Raw genomic sequence first — 14,870 nt, 5'->3', positions numbered from 1 at the left:
GCCAACGCGCGCATACAGCCCCTAAAGCCGCTCGCGCGCGTTCAGCCAATCCCTGATGATCTGGCGGTGCCGGTCTGCACCATAGCTGGAAAAGTGGCCGCCATGCACAACACGAACCGGCAGATCATACAGCCGCACCATCGAGCGGTGATAATCAGCCGCATCGGCGTGATATGTATCCTCGATCAGCGGGCCGTCATAGACGATGTCGCCGGAAAACAGGATGCCGGTCGGGGCCTCCCACAGGGCGATGCCGCCGGGCGAATGGCCGGGGGTGTGGATCACCTCAAATTGGCGGTCGCCCAGATCAATCATGTCGCCATCGGCCAGGATGCGGGTCGCGGGGGCGGATTTGACCCTGTAATCCTGCGATGTATAGGGCAGCGGCGGCAGTTGCGTGAAAATATCGTCGGTGACGTAGGGATCGGCCAGCGTCGCGGCGTTGGTGGGATCGGCCAGAATATGCGCCTCGGCCTCGTGCACGCAGCGGTCGTCGAATTCGTGGTGGCACCCGATATGGTCGAAATGCGTATGGCTGGCCACGGCGGTCAGCGCGCGTTCGGTCACCAGCGGCACCCATTCGCGCAGGCTGACTACACCCATGCCGCTATCGACCAGCATATCGCGGTCGCGCCCCCGGACGTGCCACATGTTGCAGCGATAGAATTCCTGGATATGAGGCTCGCAGATATAGGTCACATCATCGGCGCGTTTTTCGGTGCGATACCAGTCTTCGGGTTTGGCGCGTTTCATCTTGTGGCCTCGAAAATGGACAGGTCGGCAGGATCGGCGGACAGGCAGACGGTGCTGCCCTGTTCAGGCCTTGCATTTGGCGGCAGATGCGCGATCAGCACAAGCTCCGGCGCGGCCACAGGTGCCAGTTGGCAGCGGAAATGCGTGCCGAAAAACGCCGCATCCATGATCCGCGCCTGCCCCATGTCCCAACCGCCCTTGCCCGTGCCGATCTGTTCGGGGCGCAGGCAGAGCGTCAGCGCGCCCGCGGGCGTGCCATCCGGCGCAGGCAGGGGGCCGATGGCAGTCTCTATTACAGCGCCTTTGCGGGTTCCGGGTATGCGGTTCATCTCGCCCATGAAGCCGGCGGCGAACAGCGATCCGGGCTGGCGATAGACCCGGTCGGGCGCACCGCAATCCTCGATCCGGCCGCTGTTCATCACCACGATGCGGTCGGCGATGGCCATAGCCTCCTCCTGATCGTGGGTGACGTGGACGAAGGTGGTGCCGATCTTGCGCTGGATCTGCTTCAGCTCGTCCTGCATGGCGCGGCGCAGGCTGAGGTCCAGCGCGCCCAAGGGTTCGTCCAGCAGCAGCACGTCGGGATCGACAGCCAGACTGCGAGCCAGCGCAACGCGCTGGCGCTGGCCACCCGACAGCGCATATGGGCGCTTTTTCGCGGCCTCCTTCAGCCCGACAAGGTCGAGAAGGTCATCCGCCTTGGCATCGCGCGCCGCCTTGGCGACGCCGGCCATGCGGGGGCCAAAGCCGACATTGTCGCGCAGGGACATATGCGGAAACAGGGCGTAATCCTGAAACATCGTGGTTGTGGGCCGCTTGGCCGGGGCAACGCCGGTCATGTCGCGCCCGCCGATCAGGACGGTGCCGCGCGACGGCTTGATAAACCCGCCGAGGACCGACAGCAGGGTCGTCTTGCCACAGCCCGAGGGACCCAGCAGGACGATGTATTCGCCCGCTTCGATATCAAGGTTAATATCATCGAGCGCGCGAAAATCACCGAACTCATGGCTGATGCCGGACAGGGAAATGGGTGCGGTCAACGGCGTTTCCTTCCGAAGATGAAGATTTCCAGCCCGATCACCAGCGCAACCGAGACGAGGAAGACGAGGCTGCCGATAGCGTTGGTGCGCGGCGACAGACCCGAGCGCAGAAGGCTCCAGATTTCGACCGGCAGGGTCACGTCAAACCGGGTCATCAGGAACGCGATGATGAATTCATCCCAGCTGAGCGTCAGGCACAGGAAAAACGCGGCAAGGATCGCGGGGGCCAGCATCGGGATCGTCACCAGTGTCAGAACGCGGCCCTCGGACGCGCCAAGGTCGCGCGCGGCGCGCTCGGCGTTTTCCTGCTGCGCGCCCATCGACGCGTAGATGATGGCAAAGGCCAGCGGCAGGTTGATGACGACATGGCCAACGCCGGCGGCCCACAGCGACGGGCCGGGGCCGTAATTGTTGAACACAATCAACAGGCCCAGCCCGATGATCAGGTAGCTGACCGTCATCGGCGCAATCAGCAGCCCGCGCAGAAGCAGCGCGCCGGGCAGCACGTGCCGCGCAAGGCCGTAAGCGGCAAGGAACCCCAAGGCGCAGGACAGCGCGGCAGAGCCTGCGCCGACCAGCAGCGAATTGCCCAGCGCCGACATCAGCCGCGTGTCGCCCAGCACATCGGCATACCATTTCAGCGTCGGCCCGTTGAAGGGCGGCACCGGCAGGCGCCCGTCCTGAAACGAGAACAGCACCAGCGTCACCACCGGCAGAAATATGAACGCGTAGGCCAGCGCCATGTAGATCCAGGGGATCGCGCGCCTCATAGCCGGTCCAGACGCAGCCAGCGGGAGGCGGCCAGATAGGCCAGCGTCACCAGCGCCATCAGCACGATGGACATCGCGGCGGCCAGCGGGAAATTGGCCCCGCGCCCCAGCTGCACCATGATGATCTGCGGGCCTGTCAGCTCGTTATTGCCGCCCAGAATTTGCGGCGTGATATAATCGCCGATGCACAGAACGAAGGTCAGGAAGGCGCCGGTTGCGATGCCCGGCATGGTGAGCGGCAGCACGACATGCCGAAACGCCTGCCAGCTGGACGCGCCCAAATCTATTGCCGCGCGGCGGTAATTGGCGGGCAGTTGCACCAGATTGGCGTAGATCGTCAGCGTCAGCAGCATGACGAAGAAATGCACAAACCCGGTGACGGTGGCAAACCGGGTAGAGGCCAGCGTCAGCGGCTCGGATATCACACCCAGCCCCAGCAACGTCTGGTTAATCACCCCCTCGCGCGACAGCACCAGAAGCCACGCGTAGGAGCGCACCACATAGGACGTCCAGAACGGCAGGATCGCCAGGAGCAGCGCCAGCCGCTGCCAGCGGGCGGGCACGCGGTAGGCGATGATCCACGCCAGCGGATAGGCCAGCACGATTGACACGATGGTAACGGTCAGGGTGATTTCCAGCGACACGGTGATGGCGCGCAAAAGGTAGCTTTGCCCGAACAGCCGCGTGTAGTTTTCCAGCGAAAACCCCCAGACCAGTTCGCGCCCGTCAAGCGTGGCAAGGCTCATCGCGGCCATGACGCCGAACGGCACCACAAAGAACGCCAGCGTCCAGATCAGGGCCGGGGCGACAAAGCCCCAGCCGCGTATCGTGTCGGGCCGTGCCATCAGCGCCGGGCCATCAATGCTGAAGCATTTCCAGCCAGACATCCTGCATCTGGCCGTCCAGATCGGCATCGGGCGCCGGGTAAAGCTGCGCGCGCTTCAGATATTCGGGCTGATCATCCCAGCGCAGCACCTTTTTCTGCGCGTCGCTCAGATGCGCGCCCGCCTTTTGGTTCGCGGGCATGCCCCAGTAGCAGGAAGAGGTGGCCAGCCGCGCCTGCCCTTCGGGGCCGGTGATGTATTTGACGAATTCCACCGCCAGATCCTTGTTCTCGCTGGTTTCCAGCACGCCGATGGATTGCGCCCAGCGCACGGCGCCCTGATCGGGGATGGTCCATGTCAGCTCGGGCTGTTCTTCGGCCAGAACGGCGGTCAGCCATTCGCCGCCGCCGATGACGATATCAACCTCGCCCGTGGCCAGCGCGGTCTGGCTGGCGACCACCTCGCCCACCGAGCGGGCGTTGTCCTTCATGGTAAAGAGGGTTTCCTTCAGCGTCGGCAGATCGTTTGCGGTGATGTTGCCGGTGTCGATGTCATTTGCAATCGCGGCAAGGCCCATGACCGGCAGGTAGTAGTCATAGACAGCGATGCGGTCCTTGTATTTCTCGCTCCAGATCGTCGACAGATCCTGCATGTCGGCGGCGTCGACCTTGTCCGAATTGAACGACACGGTGTTGTAGCCGAATTTCTCGGTCACCGCGTAGGTTTTGCCGTCCACTTGCGTTTGCGCCTCCATCGCGACGCCGGGGAAAAAATCGGTTGTTGCCAGCTGATCGGCCGGCAGCTCGGCCATCAGGCCCGCGTCGACCGCACGCGGCACGTCGATGGCGTCGATTACCAGAACATCCCAGTCACCGGGGCGCGACTGTTCCAGCAAGGCCAGCGCGGTGGCGGTGCCCTCGTATTCGCGCAGGTTGACGCGGATTCCATGCTCCTGCTCGAACGGTTCGATCAGGGCGGGGTCGGTGTGGTCGCACCAGACCAGCGCGTTAAGGTCTTCGGCGGCCATCGCGGCGGCGGGCAGCGCCAGCATCGTGGAGCTCAGTAAGGCACGGCGCAGGGGGCGATATGTCATGGTCATCTCTCCTGGTTGGGGTGGGGTGACTGCTGCGCCCCTTGGCTGAAAAAATGAGTTGCTTCAAATTTGAAGTCAACTGTAAAAACGGGCGCGGACTGCGAAAGGGACAAAATATGACGGGACTGCGCGCCAGACATAAGGCAGACCGGCAGGCGCGCATCCTGAAGGCCGCCGTCACGCTGTTTCGCCGCGACGGATACCGCGCCGCCCGGATCGAGGATCTGGCCGGAATGGCAGATGTCTCACCGGGCACGGTTTACAACTATTACGGCTCCAAGGGGGATATCCTGATCGCCACCGTCGCGATGGAAGTCGAAGAAGTGCTGAGCGCGGGCGCCGCCATCGTCGCCGACCCGCCCAAGGGCGCGCAGCAGGCAATCACGGCGCTGATCGCGGTCTATTACGATCATTCGCTGGAATATCTGAGCAAGGAAATGTGGCGCACCGCAATGGCCCTGTCGGTCGAGGCACCGCATACACCCAACGGCGCGCGATACTCGCAGCTGGATGGCGCGCTGAGCGCGCAGGTGGTCGCGCTGATCGCCGGCTTGCAGCAGCGCGGCGAGGTGATGGCGGGGCTGGACGTCCAATCGCTGGGCGAGATTGTGTTCAACAATCTGAATGCCATGTTCATGGATTTCGTCAAGGATGACGCGATGACGCGCCAGACACTAAAACTGCGCGTCGCCCGCCAAACCGAAACGCTGGCGCGCCTGATCGCGCCGCGCGGATAAATCCCTCCATCCCCTGAACAGGGGAGTGTCAGACAGCCCGATTTGACCGACACTGTCTGCGGTATCCCGATGGCTTCGCAGTGCGTCGGGGATGCCGGTCAGTGTAATTTAAACAAGTCCTTTTGATCCATTTATTGTCGGCGCAGGGGTTCTGCCGCTCGGTCATGCCAGGTTATCGGCACGCCCGGTGGCGGACCCCTGCTAGCCGCGCGGGCGATGAACTGCGCAGGGCGCCCCCCCGAAGCCTTGCCCGGACGGCGCACCAAATTTCAGCCCCGCGCGTCAAAGCGCTTGACCGGGCGGCGGGGACGCGGCTGGATAGACCGAACCAAGGACCCTGCCCTATGAGCCTTCTGCGCCGTGATCTGCCCCATTCCCCTGCAACGACGCTGGCCATTGCGGCACTGCTGGCCGTTCTGGGGCCTGCGCTGGCGATCTGGCTGGCCACCGGGCAGCCGCAGCTGGATCTGCCGGAGGGCGCCGTGCCGGTCCGGCTGGGCGCGCAGGATGTGACGCCGGCCGATCTGATCGAAGAGCCTGACACGCTGGGCAGTTTCGCCGCGATGTCCGCCTTTTACCAGCGCCAGACGCAACTGGCCGAGGTTTTGGGCCAGGATAGCGTTGCGGCGGTCTGGCGCCTGCCGGGCGGCGGCACGGATGCGGGCGAACTGGTGCCACGCCTGCGTAGTTTGGGCGATCTGCCATTCGTATTCTGGTTTCAGCAAGGGGTGGCCATTCTGGCGCTGCTGGTCGGCGGCTGGGTTCTGGCGCTGAGGGCCAGCATGCCGGGCGCCGCGATGTTTGGGCTGACATCGCTGTTCCTGCCCCTGTTCACCCTGCCCGCATCTGTCTATTCGACGCGGTTTGTCGCGCTGGACGGCAGCCTGTTTCGCGTGCTTTCGGGGATCAACCATTTTGGCGCGGTGGCGTTTGGCACGGCGCTGGTCGCGCTGTTTCTGTTGTATCCCCGGCCCTTGATCCGGGGCCGCTGGCTGTGGCTGATCGCCGCCTTGTATGGCGCGCTATACGTGGGCGATCAGCTGGCGCTGTGGCCGATGACCATCGTGCCGCTGATCGTGATGAGCCAGATGCTGGGCGCGATCATCATCGCAACCCTTCAATGGATACGCGCCCGCGGCGAGCCGCTGGACCGGGCCGGCCTGCGCTGGTTTTTCCTGACATCGTTGCTGGGCTGTTCGCTGTTCATTGCCCTGTCGGTGATGCCGCCGACGCTGGGGCTGAGCGATGCGGGCCTTGTGCAGCAGGGCTATGCGTTCGGGTTTTTCAACCTGATGCATATCGGCCTTGCCTTTGCCGTGACGCGCTGGCGGGTGTTCGATCTGGATCGCTACGCCTATTATGTCTGGCTGTGGCTGGCGGGGGCCGCGCTGATCCTGGCGGTGGATCTGGCGCTGGTTGGCTGGCTGAACCGGCAGCCTTGGGCGTCGCTGTCGATGTCGCTGCTGGTTGCGGGGTTCCTGTATTTTCCGCTGCGCCAGATGCTGCTGCGCTGGCTGTTCACCCCGCGCCGGGCCACGATCGAGGGACATACGGCCGATCTGCTGGGGGTCGCGCTGGCGCCCACGAATGCGCAGCAGGATCGCCGCTGGGACGCGCTGCTGACGGCGATCTATGCGCCTGCCGTGGCAATCGAGCGGCCGGAGCCGGGGCCGGATGCGCCCCGCATTGCCGAAAACGGGCTGGCGCTGGAGCTGCCGGGCGCCGCCGGTCTGGCGCCGCGCCGGCTGCGCTATGCGGCAGGGGGACGGCGATTGTTCAACCGCAGCGATGTGGCCACCGCGCGCACCCTGATCGACATTCACGGCATGGTCAGCCATAGCCGCGATTCCTACGAATCCGGCGTGCGCGGCGAACGCGAGCGGATCAGCCGCGACGTGCATGACAATATCGGCGCCCAACTGCTGAGCGCGCTGCACACCGCCGACGGGCGCCGCAAGGATGACCTTCTGCGCGATACGCTGGGCGATCTGCGCGGGATCATCAACGCCGGCTTCAACGCGCGGTTCGATCTGGCGGAAATCGCCGCCGACCTGCGCACCGAACTGGCCGACCGGCTGGAGCTGCACGATATCGCGCTGCATTGGCCGCAGCCGGGCGCGCCCGACCTGTCCGACATTCAGCTGGATTTCCGTCAGGCCAACAGCTTGCGCGCCATCCTGCGCGAGGCGGCCAGCAACACCATCAAACATTCCGGCGCCACCCGGCTGGAGGTGGCCCTGTCCTGCGAGGGCGGACAATTACGGCTGGTGATGCGCGATGACGGCTGCGGCTTTGCGGCCCCCGGCGGCGCTGGCAACGGTCTGGCAAACATCGCCGAACGGGCGCGCCTGCTGAACGGATCGGCACGTATCAGCACCGATGACGGCGGCACCGAAATGGCGCTGAGCGTGCTACTGAGCGCGCCCGAACCGGCCCGGCAGGGTGCCGCATGACCGCGCGCGTTCTGATCGTCGAAGACATCCGCGCCAGCCGCCTTTTTCTGGCCGACCGGGTGCGCGCGGTGTTTCCGGGCGCCGAAATCTGCGAGGCGTGCGACGTGCGCAGCGCTCTGGAGGCATGCGGGCGCTATCAATTTTCCATCGCGCTGGTGGATATCGGCCTGCCCGATGGCGACGGCTATGACGTGTTGCGCAAACTGGCACAGTGCCAGACCTCCGTTCTGCCCATCGTCACCACGGTCATGGGCAGCGACAGCGCCATCGTCGCTGCGCTGTCAGCGGGCGCCCAAGGCTACATCCTCAAAAGCGATCCGCCCGGCCTGATCGAGCGGCATTTGCAGCTGATCGGCGACGGCGTGCCGCCCCTGTCGCCCGCCATCGCGCGGCGCGTCATGGCCCACTTCCGCGCCACCGGCCCGATTGCCGAGGATGGCGGCGCGCTGACCCCGCGCGAGGCCGAGGTTCTGGGCCTGATCGCGCGCGGCCTGCGCGTGGCCGATGTGGCGCTGGCACTGGATCTGGCGCCCTCCACCGTGGCCAGCCATATCAAGGCGATCTACCGCAAGCTCAACATCTCCAGCCGGGCCGAGGCCACGTATCAGGCCGCGCGCATGGGCCTGATCGCTGGCAAGGATTAGCCAGATTACAGGGCACGGCGCCCATTCCTTAAGCTGCCCTTAAGGCTGCTGCGATCCCTTTCGGCCCAAAGACAGAGCAGAAAGGAGAATCATGTCCAATCACATGACAAGACGCCGCGCGCTGATGTCCGGCCTTGCAATCGCCGGTGGGGCCGCAGGCGGGCTGGCCATGCCCACGGTGCTGCGCGCGGACGAATTCAGCCGCCGCAACGCGTCCAGCTTCGTCGTGCAGAACTGGCAGGACCATTTTGACGATCTCGGCGTGGCAACAATCGTGTCGGACACGCAGTCGCGCGCCCTGCATTACTGGAGCGGCGACGGCAAGGATTACCGCGTCTATCCCACCTCCGTGCCCATCAGCGAAGAATTGACCAAGCGCGGCTATACCAAGATCGTGCGCAAAAAGGTCGGTCCCGACTGGACGCCGACCGCGTCGATGATGAAGCGGTTTCCGCATTACAAATACATGCCGCCCGGCCCCGATAACCCGCTGGGAACGCACGCAATGTACCTCAGCTGGCCCGCCTACCTGATCCACGGCACGCATGACACGCGCAAGATCGGGCGCAAATCGTCCGACGGATGCATTGGCCTCTATAATGCCAAGATCGAAGAGCTGTTCGCGCTCTGCCCCGTTGGCACGCAGGTTCGCCTGATCTGACCGCAGCGGCGGCGCCCTGTTGCGGCGCCGCCCTAGCTGCGTTTCTGAAACGCGATCAGGATCAGCGCCAGAACGAATGATCCCAGCATCAGCAGCAGCGACACCGCGTTCAGCAGCGGGGTCGACCCCTCCTTCAGGCGGTCAAACATCGCAATGGTCAGCGGCGCGTCCGAGCCGACCAGCATCAAGGTGGTGTTGAAATTCTCGAAACTCATCAAAAACGCCACCACCGCCGCGCCGACGATGGCGGGCATCAGGAACGGGATGGTGATGGTGCGCACCGCCGTCAGGCGGCTGGCACCAAGGTTCAGCGCCGCCTCCTCCAGCGAGGTGTCGAATTTTTGCAGGCGGGCTGAGATGACCAGTGTGGCGATTGTGGTGATAAACGAAAACTGGCCCAGGATGACCAGACCCAGACCGGGCCGCAGAAACGCCGAATCGATTTTCGCAACATCCCAAAGCTGATTGGCCATGGTGGATGAAAACACCAGAATCGAAATGCCCAGCACGATCCCCGGCACCACCAGCGGAAGCAGCATCAGAATATACAGCAGGCCGCGCCCGCGAAACTTGTAGCGGTTGAACAAAAACGCGTTGGACGTGCCGACCGCAACGGACAAGGCCGCGACGCAAACGCCGACAAACGCCGAGGTGCCGATCGCGCCAAGGATGGCCTGTTCGTGAAAGACGCCGATCTTGGGCGCCGCGCTGCCGAAAAACCAGTCCAGCGTGAAGCCCTGCCACGGCAGCGACGGAAACTGGCTGTCGTTGAACGCAAACACCGCGACAACCGCCAGCGGCAGCGTCAGGTAGACAAAGAACAACACGACATAGCTGGTCCAGATGACCGTCAGCGCGCGGGGTGTGGGGATGGTGGGTATCATGGCTTATCCCATTGTCCGCTCAAGCGTCTGGCCGGTCAGGCGCAGCACGATCCAGATGATGAAGGATGACAGGAACAGCAGCATGAACCCGAACGCCGCGCCCAGCTCCCAGTTGAACCTGACGATGAACTGCGAATAGATCATTTCGGTAAACCACAGGCTGTCCTTGCCGCCCAGCATGGTGGGCGTCAGGTAGTTGCCCAGTGACAGCATGAACACCACGATGCAGCCCGAAACGATGCCCGGCACCGCATGGGGAATGACGATTTCGCGCATGACGGACCAGCCCGATCCGCCCAGATCATAGCCCGCCTCGATCACCGCATCGTCCAGACTGTCCAGCGTCGTGACCAGCGGCACCACCATGAACAGCATGGAGGTATAGACCAGCCCGACCATGATGGCCGCGTCGTTATACAGCATTTCAACCGGGCCCGAGACGATGCCCGTCCATTGCAGGAATTGCGAGATGACGCCGGTTTCGCGCAACAGGATCATCCAGCCAAAAGTGCGCACCAGCTCGGACACCCAGAACGGGATCAGGCACAGCAGAAACAGCGCGGACCGCGCACGACCCCGCACCATTTTTGCGATATAGTAGGAAACCGGGAATGCGATCAGCAATGTGATCGCCGTGGCCAGAACGGACATGACGGCGGTGCGCATGAAGGTGCGCATATACAGCGGCTCGGTCGCGATGGTGGCGTAATTGGCGATGCTGGTCTGATATTCGCCCACGCCGACGCGTTCGCGCAGCGACAGCAGCAGCATATCGATATGCGGGATGATGATCAGCAACGTCAGCCACAGCAAAAGCGGCAACAGCAGCAGGATAAATCCCAGACGGGCGCTGGCGGCCATGCCCTAACCCTCGCCCGCGGCAAAGCAGTTGGCGTTTTCGGCAGTCCAGCCGATATGCACCGGCACGCCGCGCTTGAGATCGGAAAACTCGCCCGATTGCGGCAAGGTCACTTCGACCTCGCCGCCGCTTTCATAGCTTTCCACCAGAATACGGCTGGCCGCACCGTTGAACAGCAGGCTGCTGACGCGGCCAAAAATGCGGTTGTCGAATTGCGCCAGATCGGCGTCGTCATGGGCCAGCCGGATCGCTTCGGGGCGCACGAATATATCGACGGTGGCGCCCTTGGCCTGGGGCGATTTGGCGGCGGCGCGCATGGTCAGGCCGGTTTCTGTTCGCAGCTCGACCGTGCTGCCGCTTGTGCGTTCGACCGTGCCGCGCCAGCGGTTGCTGTCGCCGACAAAGCTGGCAACGAAGGGGGTTTGCGGGCGGAAATACAGATCCTGACCGGTGCCGACCTGCTCAAACTTGCCCTTGTTCATGACGGCAATGCGGTCTGACATCACCAGCGCCTCGGACTGGTCGTGGGTGATGTAGACGAAGGTGGTGTCAAACTCGGCCTGTAGCGCCTTCAGCTCGATCTTCATCCGCTCGCGCAGCTTCAGGTCCAGCGCGCCCAAGGGTTCGTCCAGCAGCAGAACGTCCGGCTCCAGCACCATGCAGCGGGCGATGGCGATCCGCTGGCGCTGGCCGCCCGACAGCTCGTCCACCTTGCGCTTGCCCACGCCGGGCAGGCCGATCCGCTCCAGCACCTCGTCCACCTTGCGGGAAATTTCTGGCTTGGCCATGCCCGCGCGGCGCAGGCCATAGCCGATATTGGCCTCGACATTCATCATCGGGAACAGCGCCAGATGCTGAAACACCATGTTGACCGGACGCTTGTTCGGCGGCACGTCCAAAACCGAGCGGCCCTTGATCTGAATATCCCCGGAGGTGGGCTCAAGAAAACCGGCGATCATGCGCATGATCGTCGTCTTGCCACAGCCCGAAGGCCCCAGGATCGAGAAAAAAGACCCGGCAGGCACCGAGAAAGAGACATCGTCAACCGCCAGCGTCTCGCCAAAGCGGCGGGTCAGGTCGGTGCATTCCAGGTCAGGCGTCATGGGGATTTCCGTATAAACAGGATACGGGCGGCCCGTGGCAGGGCCGCCCGTCAATTTCAGATTATTGCGCGACCTTGACGCGGTCCAGAATGCCGCCTTCGATCACTTCCAGACCTGCGGGGACCGGCGGATACCACTTGATATTATCCACGGCCTCGGGCGGGAAGCTGCCCTGATACTGTGCCTTCATCTCGTCCGACGCAAATTCATCCGCGCCCTTGGAAGCGGTGAAATTTCCAGCCGATTCGGTGATCATCGCGGCCACTTCGGGCTGCATCACGAAGTTGATCCAGTCATAGGCGGCCTGATCGGATTGCCCCTTGGCGGGCAGCGCGAACGTGTCGATCCAGCCCAGCGCGCCGGAGGCGGGCGCGACAAAGTTGATGTCGGCATTGTCGCTGTTCAGCTTCCAGCCGCCGGTATCCCATGCCATTGCCGCCGTCACCTCGCCCGAGCGGACAAGGTTCAGCAGCTCGTCACCGCCGGACCAGTAGGTTTTGACCACCGGCTTGCATTCGACCAGCTTGGCCTCGACCTGCTGCATGATATCGGTATAGGCGGCCTCGTCGCCATAGGCGGCGAAGGGGTCAAGGCCCATCGCAAAGGCAAAGCCGATCAGCGTCGGGCGCTTGAGGCGGTAGGATACCTTGCCCTCCAGCGCGGGATCGCACAGGTCGGTGTAATCCTTGACCATGTCGGCCTGCGCGGTGTTCACGATCAGGCCGCTGGTTCCCCAGATGTGCGGAACGGCATAGACATCGCCGCCGACGGTCGAATTTGTCTTGGTCGCGTCCAGCATCGAGGCGACGAACAGTTCGGTCTTGATCTGGCTCATGTCGATGGGCTTGTAGATGCCGAATTCGGCCTGCGGGCCGGCGATGCGGTCCTGGCTGGGCTGGGCCAGATCAAAGCCGCCGCCGCCGGTGGCGCGCAGCTTGGCAATCATTTCCTCGTTATTGGACATCGTGACTTCGACGGTGTGGCCGGTTTCGGCCTCGAATTTCTCGATGACGTTTTCGGGCGCGTAACCGCCCCATGTCAGCAGGCGCAGCGTATCGGCCTGCGCGGCGCCGGCCAGCAGCGCCGTGGTGGCGACGCCCGCGGTCAGCATTGTCAGAAGGTTTTTCATGTCTTTCTCCCTTTGTCTTTCTGGAAATCCACGCCACATTCCTATTTTATAATTGCAACAGTTTAGTGACATGCGCGGAAACCGCCGCCTGATAAAATTTGGCAGGGTCGTGCTGTGGCACAATAGGCCCAAGTTACGCCCCACCGTCAACCGAGGACGGCAGGACTACGTCCTAAAATTTAACTTTCGGTAAAATTCTCTGGTGCATCCTGTGAAATCGGGGCTGCCTGATACGCCGTTCGCCATGCGGGCCTTCTACAGCGGCGCCGGTTACGTGGTGCTTGCGTCGATTGTTCGTCATGATACCCCTGACGCTGATGGAACAGTTTCAATATATCATCGTCGGTGCAGGATCGGCCGGGGCGGCGCTGGCGGGGCGGCTGGCCGGGGCGGGCAAATCCGTCCTGCTGCTGGAGGCGGGCGGCGCGGGACGGCACCCGTGGGTCAATATCCCGCTGGGCTATGGCAAGGTGTTCCACGACGCGCGTTTCAACTGGAAATACAGCACGGAGCCAGAGCCGGAGCTGAACGATCGCGCCATATACTGGCCGCGCGGCAAGGTTTTGGGCGGATCATCGGCGATCAATGCCATGGTCTGGGTGCGCGGGCATCCCGACGATTACGCCGAATGGGGCGCCGCCGCGCCCGGCTGGGGCTGGGCGGATGTGGCCCCGGTGTTCCGCAGGATCGAGCGGTGGTCGCGCGGCGCCTGCGCGCACCGGGGCGGCGACGGCCCCTTGTCCGTGACGGATATGACCGGCGCGATGCATCCGCTGACGCGCGCCTATGTCGCGGCGGCGGCGCAGGCGGGCATCCCGACCAACACCGATTACAACGGCGCTGCGATGGAAGGGGCGGGTTTGTACCAGATCAGCACCGCAGGCGGACGCCGCGCCTCGACCGCGCAGGCCTATCTGCTGGCCGCGCGCAAGCTGAAGAACCTGCGCATCGAGACGGGCGCGATGGCGACCCGCATCCTGATGGAGGGGCGGCGCGCGACCGGGATCGAATACATCAAGCGCGGCAAAGCGCACTCTGCCCATGCGCAGGAGGTGATCCTGTGCGGCGGGGCGATCAACTCGCCCCAGTTGCTGATGCTGTCGGGCATCGGACCTGCCGGACATTTGCGCGAAACGGACATCGACGTGGTCCATGACGCGCCCCATGTGGGCCGGAACCTGATGGACCATCTGGGCAGCGATCATCTGTTTCGCACGCGCACGCCCAGCCTGAACCAGGTGCTGCGCCCGTGGTGGGGCAAGGCGCTGGCGGGGTTGCAATATGTCGCGGCGCAGCGCGGCCCGCTGGCGATGAGCCTCAATCAGGCCGGCGGATTCATCCGGCTGGCCGCCGGGGATGGCCCGCCAGACACGCAACTGTATTTCTCGCCGCTCAGCTATTCCAGCGCGCCCACGGGCAAGCGGCCCTTGATGAGCCCCGATCCCTTTCCGGCGGTGCGCATCGGGTTCAACCCCTGCAAGCCCACCAGCACGGGCAGCATTACCCTGCGCAGCAGTGATCCACTGGCGCCGCCCGTCATGCGCGGCGGGTATCTGGCCACCGAACACGACCGCGCGCTGATGATCGCAGGCACGCGCGAAGTGCGGCGCATCGCGTCCATGCCGGCACTGAAAGGCGTGATAGAGGCTGAACTGGACCCCGGCCCCGATTGCGCCAGCGATGACGAGATCCTCGACTTCGCCCGGCGCGAGGCTTGGACAGTGTTTCACCAATGCGGCACCTGCCGGATGGGGCAGGAGGCCGCCACTTCGGTCGTTGATCCGCAGCTGCGCGTGCATGGCATCGGCGGGCTGCGCGTTGCCGATGCGTCGATTTTCCCCACAATCCCCACAGGCAACACCAACGCCCCCGCCGTCATGGTGGGCGAGCGCGCGTTTGACCTGATCTGCCAAGGTTAGA

The 14,870-nt window shown here is 63.9% G+C and carries 14 protein-coding genes; 5 read left to right on the top strand and 9 right to left on the bottom strand.

From position 1 onward, the window contains the following. Window positions 1–21 precede the first annotated feature (21 nt). Genes DQ230_RS06525 through DQ230_RS06505 form a run of 5 tightly spaced genes read right to left on the bottom strand, consistent with a single transcriptional unit; the run spans window position 22 to window position 4,480 of the window. Complete coding sequence (locus tag DQ230_RS06525; protein ID WP_113911764.1) at window positions 22–753, bottom strand: MBL fold metallo-hydrolase; 732 nt, start codon at window positions 751–753, stop codon at window positions 22–24. Continuing rightward, entirely contained in the window at window positions 750–1,793 is a 1,044-nt protein-coding gene (locus tag DQ230_RS17505; protein WP_113911763.1) for an ABC transporter ATP-binding protein, read from the bottom strand. Before DQ230_RS17505 ends, DQ230_RS06525 begins: the two co-directional genes overlap by 4 nt. Next, window positions 1,790–2,563 carry an ABC transporter permease gene (locus DQ230_RS06515; RefSeq protein WP_113911762.1) on the bottom strand — a complete coding sequence of 258 codons (774 nt, stop codon included), beginning with the start codon at window positions 2,561–2,563 and terminating at the stop codon, window positions 1,790–1,792. The genes DQ230_RS17505 and DQ230_RS06515 overlap by 4 nt, the downstream gene beginning before the upstream one ends. Further along, window positions 2,560–3,450 (bottom strand): ABC transporter permease, encoded by an 891-nt coding sequence (locus DQ230_RS06510; protein ID WP_238987439.1) that lies wholly within the window; start codon window positions 3,448–3,450, stop codon window positions 2,560–2,562. Before DQ230_RS06510 ends, DQ230_RS06515 begins: the two co-directional genes overlap by 4 nt. Then, the gene (locus DQ230_RS06505; RefSeq protein ID WP_238987438.1) at window positions 3,422–4,480 is read right to left on the bottom strand and encodes an extracellular solute-binding protein; all 1,059 of its coding nucleotides are present in this window, start codon (window positions 4,478–4,480) and stop codon (window positions 3,422–3,424) included. The genes DQ230_RS06510 and DQ230_RS06505 overlap by 29 nt, the downstream gene beginning before the upstream one ends. Window positions 4,481–4,596: 116 nt before the next feature. Between DQ230_RS06505 and DQ230_RS06500 the strand changes: the two genes are divergently transcribed. From DQ230_RS06500 to DQ230_RS06485, 4 genes are all read left to right on the top strand, one after another. Beyond that, the gene (locus DQ230_RS06500) at window positions 4,597–5,217 is read left to right on the top strand and encodes a TetR/AcrR family transcriptional regulator (RefSeq protein WP_113911760.1); all 621 of its coding nucleotides are present in this window, start codon (window positions 4,597–4,599) and stop codon (window positions 5,215–5,217) included. 344 nt (window positions 5,218–5,561) lie between these two features. Further along, window positions 5,562–7,670, top strand: coding sequence for a sensor histidine kinase (locus DQ230_RS06495; protein WP_113911759.1), 2,109 nt, complete (start codon window positions 5,562–5,564; stop codon window positions 7,668–7,670). Continuing rightward, a complete protein-coding gene (locus DQ230_RS06490; RefSeq protein WP_113911758.1) occupies window positions 7,667–8,314 on the top strand; it encodes a LuxR C-terminal-related transcriptional regulator in 648 nt (215 codons plus the stop codon). Before DQ230_RS06495 ends, DQ230_RS06490 begins: the two co-directional genes overlap by 4 nt. 91 nt (window positions 8,315–8,405) lie before the next feature. After that, window positions 8,406–8,975, top strand: coding sequence for a L,D-transpeptidase (locus tag DQ230_RS06485; protein WP_113911757.1), 570 nt, complete (start codon window positions 8,406–8,408; stop codon window positions 8,973–8,975). 32 nt (window positions 8,976–9,007) lie between these two features. On the opposite strand, the gene DQ230_RS06480 is transcribed toward DQ230_RS06485, so the two are convergent. The 4 genes from DQ230_RS06480 to DQ230_RS06465 all read right to left on the bottom strand — a co-directional run bounded on the left by DQ230_RS06480 (window position 9,008) and on the right by DQ230_RS06465 (window position 12,950). After that, window positions 9,008–9,859 carry an ABC transporter permease gene (locus tag DQ230_RS06480; RefSeq protein ID WP_113911756.1) on the bottom strand — a complete coding sequence of 284 codons (852 nt, stop codon included), beginning with the start codon at window positions 9,857–9,859 and terminating at the stop codon, window positions 9,008–9,010. A 3-nt stretch (window positions 9,860–9,862) separates the two neighbouring features. After that, window positions 9,863–10,720, bottom strand: a complete 858-nt coding sequence (locus DQ230_RS06475) for an ABC transporter permease (RefSeq protein ID WP_113911755.1) — start codon at window positions 10,718–10,720, stop codon at window positions 9,863–9,865. 3 nt (window positions 10,721–10,723) lie between these two features. Beyond that, window positions 10,724–11,821 (bottom strand): ABC transporter ATP-binding protein, encoded by a 1,098-nt coding sequence (locus DQ230_RS06470; protein WP_113911754.1) that lies wholly within the window; start codon window positions 11,819–11,821, stop codon window positions 10,724–10,726. 61 nt (window positions 11,822–11,882) lie between these two features. Beyond that, the gene (locus DQ230_RS06465) at window positions 11,883–12,950 is read right to left on the bottom strand and encodes an extracellular solute-binding protein (RefSeq protein WP_203228017.1); all 1,068 of its coding nucleotides are present in this window, start codon (window positions 12,948–12,950) and stop codon (window positions 11,883–11,885) included. A gap of 317 nt (window positions 12,951–13,267) precedes the next feature. Here DQ230_RS06465 and DQ230_RS06460 point away from each other — a divergent pair, with 317 nt between their 5' ends. Then, window positions 13,268–14,869: a GMC family oxidoreductase N-terminal domain-containing protein gene (locus DQ230_RS06460; RefSeq protein WP_113911753.1), complete on the top strand. Its 1,602-nt coding sequence runs from the start codon at window positions 13,268–13,270 to the stop codon at window positions 14,867–14,869. Window position 14,870: the final 1 nt, after the last annotated feature.

This window comes from Roseovarius dicentrarchi (genome assembly GCF_003316635.1).
GTDB classification, from domain to species: domain Bacteria; phylum Pseudomonadota; class Alphaproteobacteria; order Rhodobacterales; family Rhodobacteraceae; genus Roseovarius; species Roseovarius dicentrarchi.
This window is presented reverse-complemented; position numbering and strand designations above follow the sequence as displayed.